We start from the raw sequence: 15,909 nt of genomic DNA, 5'->3' as shown, positions 1-15,909 counted from the left end.
TCAATATCATGGAAACAGAAATAATCGACATCTAGTTTTTCCAAAATTTCAAAGAACGCATCCACACGATTTTTCGCCGTTTCCATAGCTGTTGCCCCAAACCAAGTACGCTGATTGGTCGGCAAACCGAACGGGTCACTTCCGTCTTGGGTCATTGTATGCCAGTATGCAAGAGCAAATCGAAGATGTTCCCTTTGCGTTTTACCCAAAACGACTTCCTCGGGATTGTAATGACGAAAAGCAAATGGATTTTCGCTCGCAGTCCCCTCAAACTTAATTTTTTCTACATTTGGAAAATAAGACATTTTTTGTCCTCCTCTTTTTTCTAGCTACGAGGGGCTGGCAACTGCTCTCAATGTCGCTCGCAACTAGCGTTGCGAGTAAATAAACGACATGGTTCGCTGTCGCAAACTCCTGAACGCCCCGCTCGCTTTTCTTTTTTTTTTGAAAGCACGCTGTCGAATAATTTGATTACATAACCACAATTGCAATCGTTTTCTTTTTCATATATACATCTTATCTCTTTTTTTGACAGAAGAAAATAGACAATAGTGACATTATTGGTGGACAAATGTGACAAAATTTAATTTCATCTTGAACTCCCTTTTAAATCGTACTATACTCGGATTACTAAATAGTCTACGTTTATTATTTGAATAACCTTTACATAGAAACTCTCAATGATTCAATGACTACCTTTAGCGACAATAAGTTATATACATATCCATTCGCCTTATAAACGGAAAATACTCAAGCTAGAACTACTTTTCCAATAAATAATTGTATGTTTATTTGAACTGATACATAAGTAAATAGCAAGGAATACCAACAAAATTCAGCTCTATGTAGCTAGACAAAAAGAAAAGCGTAGAGGGGCGTTCTGGAGTCTGCAACAGTGAGCCGTGTCGTTTCCTTGCTACTACACTTTGTTTCGCATACAGTCTTTCTAAGAATCAAAGATTCTTGAAAGACTAGCATCGAAACTTTAGTTTCGAGCGACACTGCGAACAGTTGCCAGCCTCCAGCCCCTCGCAGCTAGACAAAAAAGGAGAATTTTATGCTAAAACAAACATTTAAACTCTCAACCGAATCAAATCGAGAGTATATTTACCGAACTATCCAAGAAAGCATTGTCGAATTCTATTTGCGACCGAATGATCGTATTAACGAAATTGCCATTGCTGAAAAATTAAACCTTAGTCGCACGCCTGTTCGTGAAGCGTTAATTTTACTGGAAAAAAACTGTTTGATTGAAGTGCGACCAAAAGTGGGAACTTTTGTAACCAAAATTAATTCTAACTCTATAAAAACGGTTGTATTTATGCGAAAAGTATTAGAAACTGAAATCATTCGTTTGGCTTGTCAACAGCTAAATACGAAAGACTTAGAGGCAATTATCCAAATTCTCAATGCACAAAAAACACTCCTTACTTTGCCTGATGAATTTGACACGCTTTTCTCCTTAGACAATTTGTTTCATCAAGCGATTTACAGTGCAGTTGGGAAAGAAAAAATCTGGCTAAGACTACAAAATTTCAGCAATCCATTCAACCGAGCAAGAAAACTCGACATCATGCTTGGCAATGTCGAAAAACGAATAGATGAACACGAAGAACTTTTGGAAATTATCCAAAATCGACAGCTAGAGAAAGTGGAGATATTTGTTGCTAAACATTTGAATAATGTTGATGAATTACTAGAGAGATTGACAAAGGAGTTTGCGGAGTATTTTGAAACTGTTTAAGGATACCTCTAAAGTAAGGCTTGTATCTCAAAAAAGCTAGAGAAAATGCAAAACACACTTCTCTAGCTTTTATTGTTTTTTATAAATTACGCTTTATTTGTAGAACCAAATACTTCAATACGTTCTTCCACAGCGTCTTGGATTGCTTGCACACCAGGAGCTAAGAATTTACGTGGGTCGAATAATTTTTTCTTCATGTATTCAGCTTCGTTTGCGTTGAACTCGTCAACGAATTTACGAGTTGCTGCACAGAAAGCAAGTTGAGCTTCTGTATTTACGTTAACTTTGGCAACACCAAGTTTGATCGCATCTTGAATTTGGTCATCAGGAATACCTGAACCTCCGTGAAGTACGATTGGGAATCCTGGAACTGCATCTGTTAATTTCTTCAAGTGGTCAAGGTTCAAACCTTTCCAGTTTTCTGGGTATGGGCCATGGATGTTTCCAATACCAGCTGCCAAGAAATCAATACCAGTTTCAACCATTGCTACTGCATCTTCAATTGGAGCAAGTTCACCTTCACCAACGATTCCGTCTTCTTCACCACCGATTGAGCCAACTTCTGCTTCCACAGAAACACCTTTAGAGTGAGCAAGTTCAACGATTTCACGAGCTTCTTTCAAGTTTTGTTCTACTGGCAAATGAGAACCATCATACATTACAGATGTGTATCCAACAGCGATACATTCTTTTGCATCTTCGTAATGACCATGATCCAAGTGAATTGCTACTGGAACTGAGATTTTCATAGACTCTACTAGGTTTGCAATTAAATTGCGAGCTACCATGTAGCCACCCATGTATTTTGCTGCACCCATTGATGTTTGTACCAAAATTGGTGCTTTTTTCGCTTCTGCTGCACGCAAGATAGCTTGAGTCCATTCCATGTTGTTTGTGTTAAATCCGCCGACTGCATAGCCATTTTCACGAGCTGCTTGAACGAATTTTTCTGCTGATACTACTGCCATTTGACAATATCCTCCTTGATTTGTGGTTTTTTAAAGACGAGAACATCTTCAAACCAAAAATTTATTTGATAAGGCAAGCTTATCCACGTTTACTATTGTAGCACTTTTTGAAAATCTTTACTATTATTTTCTTTTGTTTTCATGATTGTAAGTAAAAGCAAGCCTACAAAATAGAGGCTTGCATTATTTTTAGAGGTATCCTTTATAAACTTTCACATCGCCAAGCGTCAATATTGGCATATAACGTAGCTTTCCCGATAGAATCAAATAATTCCATTTTCTGTTTGACTACTTTTTTCCCTTCTTCAATACATTCTGGGAATAAATTATTCGGGTCCCAACCTTCTTGCGTTGACAATATTTCACGCAGTTTTTTGTAGATAGCACATTTGTAATCAGACGAGATGTTTACTTTAGAAATTCCTAGTTTGACTGCTTGTTGAATTTCATAATCTGGATTATTCGACCCACCGTGTAAAACAAGCGGAATTTCGATTTTCTCCTTAATTGCCTCTAAAATATCCATTTTCAACTCTGGTTTGAAACCTTTTGGATAAATGCCATGGGCTGTACCAATTGCGATAGCAAGCGTATCCACTCCCGTTTGTTCAACAAATATTTTTGCATCATTCGCATCTGTATAAGTAACCCCCTCAACTCCTTCCTCCATTGTTGCCCCCATTGAGCCTATTGTACCTAATTCTCCCTCAACAGAAACATTTAACTCATGGCAAATATCAACCACTTCTTTTGTCAATTTCAAGTTTTCTTCAAATGGAAGAAGTGACCCGTCAATCATAACCGAGCTAAACCCACAACGAATGGCTCGCAAAACAGACTGCATACTATCTCCATGGTCTAAATGAAGAACAAAGGGAATTTTGCTGTTAGAAATTCGTGCAACGACATATTTGAAAAAATCATCTTTGGCATACGCCAACTCTGTTGGGTGAACGGCTATGATTGCTGGTGCATTCTCCGCCTCTGCCGTTTCAACAACCGTTCTAAACAATGCCAAATCGGAAATATTAAACGCTCCTACGGCAAATTTTTCTTTTTTCGCTACTTCTAGCATTTGATTCATGTTGATTAACATATTTTTTCTCCTTTTCTAGCTACATGGTGCTGAAGTCTGGCAACTGTTCGCAACAGCACTGGAAACTTACGTTTCCAGCTAGTAAATGCTGTGGCTCACTGTTGCAGACTTCAAAACGCACCATTACGCTTTTGTTTTTCTAGCTACGAGGGTAGGCATTTGCGACTGTTCGCCGTGTCGCTCGCAACGTTAATTTCGAGCGACACGACTCACTGTTTCAAACTCCTCAACACCCCGCTATACTTTTCTTTTAGTTAAGATTTGTTGATTGACCCTGATATTTCTAAGTATCGCTTGATTTCTTCTTTGGCTGCTTGAATTGTGCCGTGAATCAAGGTTGGGTATTCAATCAATGGATTTTCTTCAATTGCTTTTCTCACATATTCACGCTGAGCGTTCATAACATCTGTTCCTACATTGATTTTATTTATCCCCGCTTGAACGGATTTACGAATATTTTCTTCGCCTGCACCACTTCCACCGTGCAAAACGAGAGGCAATGACGTAGAACGCTTGATTTCTTCTACAATGTCAAAACGAAACTTCGGAATGTAACCTTCTGGATATTCTCCGTGTGTCGTTCCAAAAGAAATTGCCAAGCAATCCACTCCTGTCTGCTGAATAAAATCAATTGCCTCTTGAGGATTGGTATACATTTCCTCCGTGGTCCAATTTTCCTGAGCAACGCTCCCCATTTTTCCAAGCTCTGCCTCTACACTTGCAGCAAAACATTCTGCCAGTGAAACGATTTCCTTTGTCGTTCGGATATTTTCCTCAATGCTCTCGCCTGAGGCATCAATCATGACACTTTTCATTCCTTGCTGTAACATTTGCTTTACATGAGGAACATCTTTTCCATGGTCTAAATTAATCGCCACTTCTACTTTTGCCTCTTGACACATCTGAATGAGTCCGTCTGCCATGTAGCGAAAATCAATATGATGTTGCAAATGTTCTTGCAACAAATCAATGATAATCGGGGCATGATTTTCTTCGGCTGCTTCAATGACTGCTTTGCAAGTTTCTAAATTGAACGCATTGATTGCTAAAATAGCATAATTTTCTTCATTTGCCTTTTTTAGCATATTTTTCATTGAACTATACATGCTCAACCTCCTGATTAATGAAACGTAATTTCTGAGAGATTTAACTCTTCTTCTTCAACTTCCTCAAGCATTTCTTGACTCGGCTCTTTACGAATGGCAAAGAGTAAAATCCCCATTGCAAGAGAGCCTGATAGTAGCGAAAGAAAAGCAAACGGTGCATTTGTCATCGTTGGAACAATGAACATTCCACCACTTGGTACACGACTTCCTACGTCAAACATCATTGAAAACGCACCGCATACCATGCAACCAACCATGCTAGAGGAGATAATTCTAAGCGGATCTACGGCTGCCAGCGGAATAACCCCCTCTGTAATCATGCAGATTCCCATTGGAAAAGCAATGCCGATATTGTCCTCTTCTTCTTTGTTAAATTTCGGTTTTCTAAAGAGTTTGGATAACACTAAAGCAATCGTAACACCAAAAGGTGGCACCATAGAACAAAGCACTTTTACCGCCTCTGGCTGATAAATTCCTTCTAACAACATACCGTCTGCAAAAAGACTTGCCACTTTATTCACTGGTCCGCCAAAATCAAAGCCAACCATTATGCCCATAATGCCACCAAAAACAAGTTTTCCACTTCCTTGCATTCCTGTTAAAAAGCTCGTCAACGCTTTCGTTGCCCAAACAATCGGAACGCCAATAACAAAATACATTAACACCCCTATAATCACCGTAGAAACTAGAGGGACAATCAACATTGGCATTAAGCCCTCCGCCCATTTTGGCACGTGTAAATGTGTTTTTAAGACTAAGACAAACCAACCAACAATAAAGCCTCCTAGCATACCACCAAGAAATCCTGCTCCAATCGAATTGGCAATTAACCCCATAAATAATCCCGGTGCAATCCCTGGTCTATCCGCTATCGAATACGCTATCGCACCCGCAATAACAGGAGAAAGCAAGCCCATTCCCAGCACTCCAAGAGACACCAGAGCATCAGGAATATTGTATGATTGAGAATAATCTGCGATAACTTTTCCACCCGTCAAATTCCCAATCGCAATCAACAACCCTGCTGTTACAACTAATGGAAGCATATAAGAAATCGCTGTAAGTGCGTGTTTTTTTAACTGCATTTTCTTTAACATCATTTTATCCTCCGTAAATTTCTTCGATTTTTTTGATGATGCCCTTGGGAGATTTAATCGCTACGTGCGTTGGGATTTCTACCATTTTTTTCCCCTCAAAACGTTCCTTTCCCCCAACTTTGATGTCTGCTGCAATCAGTACAACGTCTGCTGCCTCAATTTCCTTTTGAGTCAACTCATCTTCTGTACCAATTGTTCCTTGTGTTTCAATATGAATCACATGACCTAATGCCTCTCCTGCTTGTACTAACGATTTTTTTGCCATATAAGTATGAGCAATGCCAGAAGTACAAGCAGCAATTCCTACAATCTTCATGGTGTTCTCCTTTGTCTAGCTACGAGGGGCAGGAGTTGGGCGACTGCTCTCAACGTCGATCGAAACTTACGTTTCGATTATATAAACGACGTGGTTCGCTGTCGCAAACTCCTGAACGCCCCGCTCCGCTTTTCTTTGTCTAGCTACGAGGGGCTGAAGTCTGGCAACTGTTCGCAACAGCACTGGAAACTGCGTTTCCAGCAAGTAAATGCTGTGGCTCACTGTTGCAGACTTCAGAACGCCCCGCTCCGCTTTTCTTTGCCTAGCTACGAGGGGCAGGAGTTTGGTCGCTGTTCACAATGCCACCTGAAGCTAAAGCTTCAGGCAAGTAAATGGCATGGTTCACTGCGACAAACTCCTGAACGCCCCTCTCCGCTTTTCTTGTTTACTTTCGTAGTTTTTTGTTCAGATAATTTGCTAACTCACTTGATGTATTTAGGCAACGGATGACTTCGATAAATTCTGGTTCGATTAATTCTTCTGCTAATGAGCTGATTACTTTTAGATGAAGAGCACTGCTGTTTTCTTTTGGTACAAATACTGCAAAAACATCCGTTACCGCACTTTCATCAAGCGTTCCCCAGTCAATTCCCTCCTTTGTACGAATGTAGAGAACAAAGCATTTTGTTACAGCAACACTTTTGGCATGAGGAATGGCAATCCCATGCGTAAAGCCTGTTGAAACTTCTTTTTCACGCTGTAAAAAATCTTCCATTACCTCTTTTACATTTGTTGCGACACCAATTTCAAGTGCGTACTCGGAAATAAATTGCAACAATTCCTCTTTCGTAGCTCTCTCTACATTCAATAAAATATTTTCCTCTGTAAAATTCATTTTCTCTCCTCCTCTCTTCTCGTTTACTTTGCTTTCGTTACCTCCAAGCAAGTGCCTTTGAATTTTTCCGTTCAAGTCATTCATGTGGGACCCTCTAAAATGATTTGATAATTGATTATCTCGCAATAAACAAATAAAAATAAGGTTAGCGTTTTCCAGTTGGAAACGGAAAATGGTTGTATAGTATTAGACATATTTTCTTTGTATAATACCATTAAGGAAAAGCATTTTATCTACAATAGTAAGGGAGGGAGACAGTCATGTATTTTCATTATTCCAGATTAAATAAATTGTTTTTAGCCATTTATCAATCAAAAACTCCTTTACCGATCTCTGATTTAACGAAATCTCTTGTTGTCTCTGATCGTACTTTGCGGACAGATATTCGTTTGATCAATGAGGAGCTTGAAAAAGAGGGAGTGCAAATAAAACTAAAAAAGGGTGAGGGATATTTTTTACTTGCGGAAAACCGTGCAAATATGGAAAAAATCGCAGACGAAATTGTTCAAGAGCTTTCACTAGAAAATCTCGATACACAAAAGGAGAGAGTGCTGTATTTACTGAATATCTTGTTGCAAGCGAAAGAAGAAATTTTAATAGAAGATTTAATGCAAGAATTATTATTGTCTGATAGTACGATTTACACCTATTTAAAAATGTTACGTCAAATATTGCGGAAGTACCAGCTAACTCTTCACAATCATGGAAATAAGGGGATTTCAATTGACGGAGACGAAGAACAGAAACGTTCGCTCATTGTGAATTTTTTAATTGAGAAAAACTTTTTTACTTATATCACGGGATTCACTTCAGCGGAGCAAGCGATTTTTCATAACTTAGATTGTGAAAAATTACAAAAAATTTTCTTTGAAGAATTGGCACCATTTTTGGAAAATACGACGGATTACAACAAGAAAAATATTTTATTGCACATCGCCATTTCTCTCTCCAGAAATTTGGCAACACATACGATTACGACTACTAAAGAAACTCATTCAACAGCAAACGAAATGCAGCTTTTGCTTTTCCTCAAACGAGTGGAGGAGGAATGTTCGATCACATTACCAAAAGAAGAAATCGACTATATCCTTGCTCATATGCAGGCAAATAGCTTTGAATGTCTTGCACTAAGTACAAGTGAAAAAGAATATGCCGAGAGTTTCATTTTAGAAATTGATCGTTTTTTCAATCATCAGTACCTGCTTACTCTGGACGAAGTGTTAAAGCATGATTTGACATTGCATATCGCAAGTATTCTCCAACTTGCTCAAATGCAACACGCAAAAATCAATCCAATCGCCCAAGAAATCAAAGCAAATTATCCTTTGAGCTATAATGCTACGTTTACAGCGTACGCTCGGTTGCAGGAAAGATTCCCATATCAATTTACTGAAAATGATTTAAGTTTTTTCGCCATTCATGTGGAAGCAGCGATTAAGCGGAAAAGAAAAAATACTTCTACTCAAAAAGGTATTTTAGTTTGTGGAAGTGGGAATGCAACTGCTCGTTTGCTTGAAACAGAGCTATGCTCTAAAGAATGGAACATCACACTTGAAAAATGCTCGCTTTCTGAATACAAAAGGATACAAGAAGATTTAGATGTTGATTTTATTATTTCAACAATTCCAATCACACATTCCCGTATTCCTTGCTTGAGCATTGATTTAAGTCATCTTATCTCCAATAACAAGCGAATCCATGCCTTTTTGGAAAAAGTAAAACAAACGAGGAATAGCACCAAACTTTTCTCGGAGAAATTCTTTTTCCCAAAAATGAATTTCAAAAACAAAGAAGAAGCCTTGAGTTTTCTATGCAATCATTTCGAAAATGGCGAAAAATTTCTTACGTCTATTTTAAAAAGAGAACGCATACAAGACACTTATATTCAAAATGGCATTGCTGTGCCACATCCGATTGATTTCTATTTTAAAGAAACGAAAATCGCCATACTTTCTCTGGAAAAGGCAATTCCTTGGAATCAAAGCGGAAAAAAAGCGGAATTAATTTTCCTAATCGCTCCTGCAAAATGCGACCTCAAAGAACTAGACGATTTCTTTGAACAACTCATTCTTTTGCTAAACAACCGACCATTACGAAGAAAAATCGTTCAGACAAATAATTTTCAAGAACTATTGACGTTGTTTCAAGAGAATAAAAAGTGAGGTTATTTTCTTGAAAACTATATACAATCAAGAGGAAAAGTTATATTATATAATTAAAATTTGAAGAAATCGAAAGGAGCATGACATGAAAATTGGGAGCATTGAAGCAGGAGGTACAAAATTTGTTTGTGCTATTGGGAATGAGCAGTTAGAAATTTTAGAAACCACTCAATTTCCAACAACTACACCTGAGGAAACGATTCAAAAAGTCATTGATTTTTTCCTTAACTCTGGTGTCAAAGCAATCGGAATTGGTTCTTTTGGACCGATTGAAATAAGAGAAACGCATGAAAAATACGGTTTTATTACTACTACACCAAAGAAAAACTGGGCAGATACAGATATTCTTGGAGCTATCCAAAAAAGTCTAAAGGTGCCATGCAGTTTTACGACAGATGTAAACGCAAGTGCTTATGGCGAATTGGAATTGTCAAAAAAAGCAATAAATAGTCTCGTCTATTTTACGATTGGGACAGGAATTGGTGGCGGTGCGATTCAAAATGGACAATTTATCGGTGGAAAATCTCATACTGAAATCGGTCATGGTTTCGTCAAACGTCATCCAGAAGATGACGATTTCAAAGGAATTTGCCCGTTTCACCAAGATTGCTTGGAAGGCTTAGCAAGTGGTCCTACAATAGAGGCACGTACTGGTATTCGTGGTGAAATACTTGCCGAAAACGAACCTGAGCATAAAGTTTGGGATATTTTGAGCTATTACATCGCACAAGCTGCGGTCAATGCGACATTAACACTCGCACCAGAGAAAATTATTTTTGGCGGAGGTGTCGTCTCTTCTAGCTTGCTTGAAAAAGTGAAAACTCAGTTTCTCACTTTACTAAACGGATACGTGGAAGTCGAAACTCTCGATGAATATCTCTGCCTCCCTGCTATCGAAAACAACGCCAGTGCAACTATCGGCAATTTCGCTCTAGCTTTAGAAAAATTGAACAAATAAAAAAACGTTAGGAAACCTCATTACTTTTGATTGAGAGTGTTTCCTAACGTTTTTTATTTATCCAATCGAATTTCCAAAATATCCAAAATGCGTGTCAAATCACTTTCAGATACATATTCAATTTCGATTTTTCCTTTATTTCCTTTGTCTGCAATGTTGACATTTGTGCCAAATTTATCCGTGAGCATTTCTTCGCTTTCTCGAATGTATAGCGGTTTGGGCATTTTGCTCGGCTTAGTTTTCTTCTTCGCTCCACCCTCGTTGATTTGAGCCACCATTTGCTCTAGCACACGAACGGTTATCCCTTCTGCAATCACTTTTTCAGCAAGGGGAATGATTTTTTTGCGGTCTTTTAGTCCTAGCAACGTCCGTGCTTGCGTATCGGTCATTTTTCCTTCGGTTACCCAGTTTTTCACCTCGGTTGGCAAGGACAACAGACGCAATTTATTCGCAATAACTGAACGAGATTTTCCAAGTCTTGTTGCCACTTGGTTTTGCGTTAAATTGAGGCGAACCATCAATGTTTCATAAGCCTCTGCCTCCTCCAGTGGATTCAAATCCTCACGCTGCAAGTTTTCCAAAATCGCAATTTGCATCATGGCATCTTCTGTAAATTCCCGCACAATCGCAGGTATTTTTTCTAAACCTGCAATTTTTGACGCACGAAATCTTCGTTCTCCCGCAATGAGTTCATAGCCTTTTACCGTTGATTTTCTAACGATAATCGGCTGAAACACACCGTCCTGTTGAATGGAGTTTGCAAGTTCTTGAAGACTTTCTTCATCAAACGTTTTACGTGGATTGTAAGGATTTGGACGCAAATCTACAAGTGGAATGTCGATGATTTGCTCGTTTGTTTCGATAACCTCAAGTTCTTCAAGACTTGGTGCATCTTCAAACAACGCTTCTAACCCTCGCCCCATTGCCTTTTTCTTAGCCATGAGCAATCACTTCCTTTGCAAGCATACGGTACATTTGAGCTCCTTTACTTGTGGAATCATATGCAATAATACTCAACCCACTACTTGGAGCTTCTGCAAGTGCAACATTGCGTGGAATTTGTGTGTCATACACTTTGTCACGAAAATATTTGCGAACATCTTCTGCCACTTCTTCGCTCAAATTGGTACGACCGTCGTACATCGTAATCAATACCCCTTCAATCGTCAATTCAGAATTGAAATGTTTGCGAACTAAATTAATGTTTTTCAACAGCTGAGTCAATCCCTCCAGTGCTAAATATTCTGCCTGAACAGGAATCAAAATCGAATCACTTGCCGTAAATGCGTTAATCGTCAAAATCCCAAGAGCTGGCGGGCAATCAACCAGAATGTAGTCGTAGTCATCACGCACTTCCATTAGTGCATTTTTCAACCGTACCTCTCGTGCAATCGAGCTACCAAGCTCAATTTCAGCTCCTGCTAAATCAATCGTTGCCGGAACAATCCAAAGCCCCTCACAATTTGTGGGAATAATTACTTCTTGAATTGGTCTCTCGTTGATAAGTATGTCGTAAATATTTGCTTGTACCTCACTTTTTTCAATACCAATTCCACTTGTTGCGTTTCCTTGAGCATCAATATCTACTATCAGCACTTTTTTGCCGATTTCAGCAAGACAAGCACCTAAATTTAATGTCGTTGTTGTTTTCCCTACCCCACCTTTTTGGTTGGCAACTGAAATGATTCTTCCCACTTGTTTTTCCTCCTTGTTGGTTAGTGTTTTGGTGAACTTTTGTGTTTGGTTCTCTCTTAGGTTACTACTCAGCGAGTATTACTTTGAACGAGTTCAAAGCGAAACTTCGTTTCGGTCTGCTTTGCAGACTTAATACTCGCTTCGCAAAAGCATTTCGCTACACTGAAATACTTTGTATTTCGATTCCGCTCAATGCTTTTGATCTTTGTTGGTTAGTTTTTTGTTCTGTCTTAGGTTACTGCTCAGCGAGTATTACTTTGAACAAGTTCAAAGCGAAACTTCGTTTCGGTCTGCTTTGCAGACTTAATACTCACTTCGCAAAAGCATTTCGCTACACTGAAATACTTTGTATTTCGATTCCGCTCAATGCTTTTGATCTTTGTTGGTTAGTTTTTTGTTCTGTCTTAGGTTACTGCTCAGCGAGTATTACTTTGAACAAGTTCAAAGCGAAACTTCGTTTCGGTCTGCTTTGCAGACTTAATACTCACTTCGCAAAAGCATTTCGCTACACTGAAACACTTTGTGTTTCGATTCCGCTCAATGCTTTTTATACAATTGGCTTTTTGTTTGGTAGTCCTGCTTTTCTTGGATATTTGTTTGGTGTTTCTTTTCTTTTTTCGATTTCAATGATTGTGCGTTGTTCGTTTGTTGTTGCTAAGTTGTATTGTTCTATTTTTCCAAGTTTCCCACCGAGTGTGGCGATTGCTTTTTTGGCTTCTTGGAGTTCTTCCTCTGATTTGCTTGCTTTTAGAGCGATAAATTTCCCGCCTTTTTTGGCAAGTGGCAAGCAAAGTTCACTTAGCACGCTCATGCGTGCCACTGCTCTTGCTACGACTAAGTCAAATTGTTCACGAAATTTTTTGTCCTGTCCGAAATCTTCCGCTCTGGCGTGAACAAATTGCACTTGCTCAAGCTCCAATTTCTTTGCTAATTCTGTTAAAAATGTAATACGTTTGTTCAACGAGTCAACAATCGTAAGCTGAATGTTCGGTGCTAATATTTTCATCGGAACACTCGGAAATCCTGCCCCTGCACCGACATCTACCAGTCGAATAGGTTTATTTTCCACAAAATGACGCAATAGCGGTTCAAGTGAGTCAACAAAATGCTTGAGATACACTTCTGACTCCTCAGTAATCGCCGTCAAATTCATTTTTTCATTCCATTCCACAAGCAAATGGAAATAATCTTCAAATTGTCGTTGCTGTTTTTCTGTCAGCTCTATGCCTTTTTCTGCAATATACGACACAAATTGTTCAGGGTTCATTTTCTTCCTCGCAAATTTATATCAAATGACTACTTAATTTTACTTTTTCTACCAAAAAGTATAGGCAATCATTGTATTTTCTAAAATCGTTTATTAATTCTACTATACGTTATTTCGCTCGTTCTTACAAGTTTTTATGTGGAAAAATCAAGAAAAATCTTTAGTTTTCCACAGCTATAAATGTGCCAAAATAGCACCTATACCTAGAAAAAAGGATTGCGTAAAGGCAAGCAGAGCTAAAATCTTAACAGAGCAAATAAAAGTAGTTTGTTTCACTTGCTCTTTTAAATAAGGCTTGACAAATTGAAAGACAAAAGGAATCATGAATAAATTTGCAAGCATCATTTTTGGTAAAATATGACAAAACACACCTTGTGCAATCAAGAAAAATACCGCAACATTTGCCACAGTCCACCAAATCAACGCATTTTTCTTGCCAATATAATGAACAATGGTATAACGATGATTTCGCTCATCTTCTTCTAAATCACAAGTATTGTTCGCAAGCATAAGATTCGCAATTAAAAGCGTATTGGGAAGGGACACCAAAAATGTCTTAAAAAAAGTCTCACTATTCCATTCAAACACTTGGTAAGTGTTGATATATACACAAATCAAAAAAATTAAAAACCCCATTGTCAATCCGCTAAAAAGTTCTCCAAGTGGCAAACTGCTAAGAGGTTTCGTTCCGCCAGAGTAAAAAATGCCTACCGCATAACAAAAAATCCCCAGAAAAAGCACTGCCCAACCTGTAAGTAGACTTGTTAACACACCTAAAACAAGAGAGACACCAAAAAGAAAGAGCAAGAGAAAACGCATAACGTATTCACTAATATTTTCACGTCCGATAATATTGGTATTTTGCTTGTAATCTTCTACGTCAACCGCTCGATGATAGTCATTATAATTATCCCACGCATCCACAAAGCAATTAAACAAAAACATCGCCACAAAATAAATCAAAAGCGGTACAACATTCAATTGTTGATACGCATACCAGCTATACCCCATTCCTAACAAAAATGGAAAAACACTCGCTGTCTTAGCTTTCATTTCCACTAATTCACAAAATACTTTCCAGCTCATATAGTCTCCTTCCATTTTCTTTATCTATCCTTCCCCTATTTTAACATAAAGCAAAAAGGATTGCTTATCTATCTTCGTAAATTTCCACCTTCCGTGCCTACTCCTTTTCATTCCCAAAAGAAAATGCTATCCTAGTAAGGAAGAAGATAATTGAGAGGTTATTATGAAAAATATACAGGCACCCCCTTTGATTGAGAAAGATTTAGCAGAGGTTCGCAAAATTATTGAAGAACATTTGGTATTAGAACATCAGGAGATTTCTGATGCACTCCTTGCACTTCAGCGTGGTGGCGGGAAAATGTTGCGTCCGTCGCTTTTGTTGTATTTTGCTCGCCTTGGCAACAGATTTCAGGAAAATCGCAGAAAAATTTTGTATTTGGCGGCTAGTGTAGAAATTTTGCACATGGCAACACTTATTCACGACGACATCATTGATGATGCTCCGCTTAGACGTGGTTGCTCGAGTATTCAGTCTCGTTTTGGCAAAGATGTAGCAGTTTACACTGGAGATTTCCTCTTTACCATTTATTTTGAATTGCTTGCGAAATCGGGCGATTTGGGCGAATACTTTTCGGTCAATGCACGGGCGATGAAAAATATTTTGCTTGGCGAACTTGACCAAATGTCTACACGTTTTAAAACGGATATTTCCTTGGAGGAATATTTTCAAACGATTACAGGGAAAACCGCGGAACTTTTCGCTCTTTCTGCACGGCTTGGGGCTTATTTTGGTGGCATGGAAAAAGAAAATGTTTTGCTTGCTGAAAAAATCGGCTACAATATCGGTCTGTGTTTTCAAATATTGGACGATATTTTAGATTATACTTCCAGTGAAAAAGAATTGAAAAAACCTGTATTAGAGGACTTGCTAAAAGGTGTTTATACAGCTCCTCTCATTCTTGCTTTGCCAAATAGTACAGAAAATCTACAAAAACTTTTGGAAAGACGTGAAAAAATAACAGCAGAGGAAAGAAAAAACGTCCAACAACTCGTATTAAATCATGGTGGGGTGACAGAAAGTAAAAAACTGGCAACACATTTTTCTGAAAAAGCCTTAGCAGATATTGAACAATTACCTAATGGCGAAGTGAAAAAAATTCTTTTGAAAATGGTAAAAGAATTGTTACGGAGAAGTCATTAAGGGGAACTCTAAAAACTCCGGTTAAGCCAAAACTAGCAATTTTGGGTAAGCGTGAGTTTTTAGTGTTGCCATTAAATAAATAAAGCTCACGAATTGTAAAAAACGTGAGCTTTATTGTTTTCAGGCTCTATACTAAATCGTGTGGAATAACAAAAATTCCATGCGATTTTTTTGCATAAAAAAAGACATCTCGTTTACAATGTAAGTGCCTAACCCAACAGTAAAGGAGATGTCTTCATGGATAAGTGTACAAGAGAATTACTAGGATTTCAAGATGAAAGTTTGATATTTGAAAAGGACCGTTGGTTTTCTAGAGGGGTAGATAAGAAAAATAGAAAATTCAACAGAATTGATGGGCTATATGCGAAAGTTCCTACGCATTGCGAGAGTTGTGGGGTTCTATTTCAGAGCTCAGCAGATTACTATAAACATGGAACT

The 15,909-nt window shown here is 38.3% G+C and carries 15 protein-coding genes and 2 pseudogenes; 5 read left to right on the top strand and 12 right to left on the bottom strand.

Annotated elements, in window-relative coordinates:
- Positions 1-305: pseudogene (locus B5D30_RS12710) on the bottom strand (xylose isomerase); the annotation flags it as partial.
- Positions 306-1,057: 752 nt separating this feature from the next.
- On the opposite strand from B5D30_RS12710, the gene B5D30_RS12705 reads away from it, so the two are divergent.
- Positions 1,058-1,744 (top strand): GntR family transcriptional regulator, encoded by a 687-nt coding sequence (locus B5D30_RS12705; protein WP_078808447.1) that lies wholly within the window; start codon positions 1,058-1,060, stop codon positions 1,742-1,744.
- An 86-nt stretch (positions 1,745-1,830) separates the two neighbouring features.
- On the opposite strand, the gene B5D30_RS12700 is transcribed toward B5D30_RS12705, so the two are convergent.
- The 7 genes from B5D30_RS12700 to B5D30_RS12675 form a co-directional block, all read right to left on the bottom strand.
- The gene (locus B5D30_RS12700; RefSeq protein ID WP_078808446.1) at positions 1,831-2,712 is read right to left on the bottom strand and encodes a class II fructose-bisphosphate aldolase; all 882 of its coding nucleotides are present in this window, start codon (positions 2,710-2,712) and stop codon (positions 1,831-1,833) included.
- A 202-nt stretch (positions 2,713-2,914) separates the two neighbouring features.
- Positions 2,915-3,808: a ketose-bisphosphate aldolase gene (locus tag B5D30_RS12695; RefSeq protein WP_078808445.1), complete on the bottom strand. Its 894-nt coding sequence runs from the start codon at positions 3,806-3,808 to the stop codon at positions 2,915-2,917.
- Positions 3,809-4,062: 254 nt separating this feature from the next.
- Complete coding sequence (locus B5D30_RS12690) at positions 4,063-4,914, bottom strand: class II fructose-bisphosphate aldolase (RefSeq protein WP_078808444.1); 852 nt, start codon at positions 4,912-4,914, stop codon at positions 4,063-4,065.
- Between the two features lie 14 nt (positions 4,915-4,928).
- Positions 4,929-6,011, bottom strand: coding sequence for a PTS fructose transporter subunit IIC (locus B5D30_RS12685; protein ID WP_078808448.1), 1,083 nt, complete (start codon positions 6,009-6,011; stop codon positions 4,929-4,931).
- A 4-nt stretch (positions 6,012-6,015) separates the two neighbouring features.
- Positions 6,016-6,327 (bottom strand): PTS fructose transporter subunit IIB, encoded by a 312-nt coding sequence (locus tag B5D30_RS12680; protein ID WP_078808443.1) that lies wholly within the window; start codon positions 6,325-6,327, stop codon positions 6,016-6,018.
- A gap of 66 nt (positions 6,328-6,393) precedes the next feature.
- Positions 6,394-6,549, bottom strand: coding sequence for a hypothetical protein (locus tag B5D30_RS13915; protein WP_159443341.1), 156 nt, complete (start codon positions 6,547-6,549; stop codon positions 6,394-6,396).
- Positions 6,550-6,712: 163 nt separating this feature from the next.
- Entirely contained in the window at positions 6,713-7,162 is a 450-nt protein-coding gene (locus tag B5D30_RS12675; protein ID WP_159443340.1) for a PTS sugar transporter subunit IIA, read from the bottom strand.
- Between the two features lie 260 nt (positions 7,163-7,422).
- Here B5D30_RS12675 and B5D30_RS12670 point away from each other — a divergent pair, with 260 nt between their 5' ends.
- Together B5D30_RS12670 and scrK are read left to right on the top strand one after the other, a co-directional pair.
- Complete coding sequence (locus B5D30_RS12670; protein ID WP_078808441.1) at positions 7,423-9,324, top strand: BglG family transcription antiterminator; 1,902 nt, start codon at positions 7,423-7,425, stop codon at positions 9,322-9,324.
- 85 nt (positions 9,325-9,409) lie between these two features.
- On the top strand, positions 9,410-10,282 hold the full coding sequence (gene scrK, locus B5D30_RS12665; RefSeq protein ID WP_078808440.1) for a fructokinase ScrK: 873 nt from the start codon (positions 9,410-9,412) through the stop codon (positions 10,280-10,282).
- Positions 10,283-10,335: 53 nt separating this feature from the next.
- Here scrK and B5D30_RS12660 read toward each other — a convergent pair whose 3' ends face one another.
- The 4 genes from B5D30_RS12660 to B5D30_RS12645 all read right to left on the bottom strand — a co-directional run bounded on the left by B5D30_RS12660 (position 10,336) and on the right by B5D30_RS12645 (position 14,330).
- Positions 10,336-11,223: a ParB/RepB/Spo0J family partition protein gene (locus tag B5D30_RS12660; protein WP_078808439.1), complete on the bottom strand. Its 888-nt coding sequence runs from the start codon at positions 11,221-11,223 to the stop codon at positions 10,336-10,338.
- A complete protein-coding gene (locus B5D30_RS12655; protein ID WP_078808438.1) occupies positions 11,216-11,977 on the bottom strand; it encodes a ParA family protein in 762 nt (253 codons plus the stop codon). The genes B5D30_RS12660 and B5D30_RS12655 overlap by 8 nt, the downstream gene beginning before the upstream one ends.
- A 547-nt stretch (positions 11,978-12,524) precedes the next feature.
- Positions 12,525-13,244 (bottom strand): 16S rRNA (guanine(527)-N(7))-methyltransferase RsmG, encoded by a 720-nt coding sequence (gene rsmG, locus B5D30_RS12650; protein WP_078808437.1) that lies wholly within the window; start codon positions 13,242-13,244, stop codon positions 12,525-12,527.
- A 174-nt stretch (positions 13,245-13,418) separates the two neighbouring features.
- Positions 13,419-14,330 carry a prenyltransferase gene (locus tag B5D30_RS12645; RefSeq protein ID WP_078808436.1) on the bottom strand — a complete coding sequence of 304 codons (912 nt, stop codon included), beginning with the start codon at positions 14,328-14,330 and terminating at the stop codon, positions 13,419-13,421.
- A 163-nt stretch (positions 14,331-14,493) separates the two neighbouring features.
- Between B5D30_RS12645 and B5D30_RS12640 the strand changes: the two genes are divergently transcribed.
- A complete protein-coding gene (locus B5D30_RS12640; RefSeq protein ID WP_078808435.1) occupies positions 14,494-15,471 on the top strand; it encodes a polyprenyl synthetase family protein in 978 nt (325 codons plus the stop codon).
- A gap of 237 nt (positions 15,472-15,708) precedes the next feature.
- Positions 15,709-15,909: pseudogene (locus tag B5D30_RS12635) on the top strand (hypothetical protein); the annotation flags it as partial.

Source organism: Pilibacter termitis (genome assembly GCF_900167335.1).
In the GTDB taxonomy this organism is placed as follows: Bacteria; Bacillota; Bacilli; order Lactobacillales; family Streptococcaceae; genus Pilibacter; species Pilibacter termitis.
This window is presented reverse-complemented; position numbering and strand designations above follow the sequence as displayed.

What these genes read in the sequence shown, in the direction of transcription:
- scrK (WP_078808440.1), top strand. Translation starts at nt 9,410, where the DNA reads ATGAAAATTGGGAGCATTGAAGCAGGAGGTACAAAATTTGTTTGTGCT.
- B5D30_RS12700 (WP_078808446.1), bottom strand. Translation starts at nt 2,712, where the DNA reads ATGGCAGTAGTATCAGCAGAAAAATTCGTTCAAGCAGCTCGTGAAAAT.
- B5D30_RS12675 (WP_159443340.1), bottom strand. Translation starts at nt 7,162, where the DNA reads ATGAATTTTACAGAGGAAAATATTTTATTGAATGTAGAGAGAGCTACG.
- B5D30_RS12685 (WP_078808448.1), bottom strand. Translation starts at nt 6,011, where the DNA reads ATGTTAAAGAAAATGCAGTTAAAAAAACACGCACTTACAGCGATTTCT.
- rsmG (WP_078808437.1), bottom strand. Translation starts at nt 13,244, where the DNA reads ATGAACCCTGAACAATTTGTGTCGTATATTGCAGAAAAAGGCATAGAG.
- B5D30_RS12640 (WP_078808435.1), top strand. Translation starts at nt 14,494, where the DNA reads ATGAAAAATATACAGGCACCCCCTTTGATTGAGAAAGATTTAGCAGAG.
- B5D30_RS12705 (WP_078808447.1), top strand. Translation starts at nt 1,058, where the DNA reads ATGCTAAAACAAACATTTAAACTCTCAACCGAATCAAATCGAGAGTAT.
- B5D30_RS12660 (WP_078808439.1), bottom strand. Translation starts at nt 11,223, where the DNA reads ATGGCTAAGAAAAAGGCAATGGGGCGAGGGTTAGAAGCGTTGTTTGAA.
- B5D30_RS12690 (WP_078808444.1), bottom strand. Translation starts at nt 4,914, where the DNA reads ATGTATAGTTCAATGAAAAATATGCTAAAAAAGGCAAATGAAGAAAAT.
- B5D30_RS12680 (WP_078808443.1), bottom strand. Translation starts at nt 6,327, where the DNA reads ATGAAGATTGTAGGAATTGCTGCTTGTACTTCTGGCATTGCTCATACT.
- B5D30_RS12670 (WP_078808441.1), top strand. Translation starts at nt 7,423, where the DNA reads ATGTATTTTCATTATTCCAGATTAAATAAATTGTTTTTAGCCATTTAT.
- B5D30_RS12645 (WP_078808436.1), bottom strand. Translation starts at nt 14,330, where the DNA reads ATGAGCTGGAAAGTATTTTGTGAATTAGTGGAAATGAAAGCTAAGACA.
- B5D30_RS12695 (WP_078808445.1), bottom strand. Translation starts at nt 3,808, where the DNA reads ATGTTAATCAACATGAATCAAATGCTAGAAGTAGCGAAAAAAGAAAAA.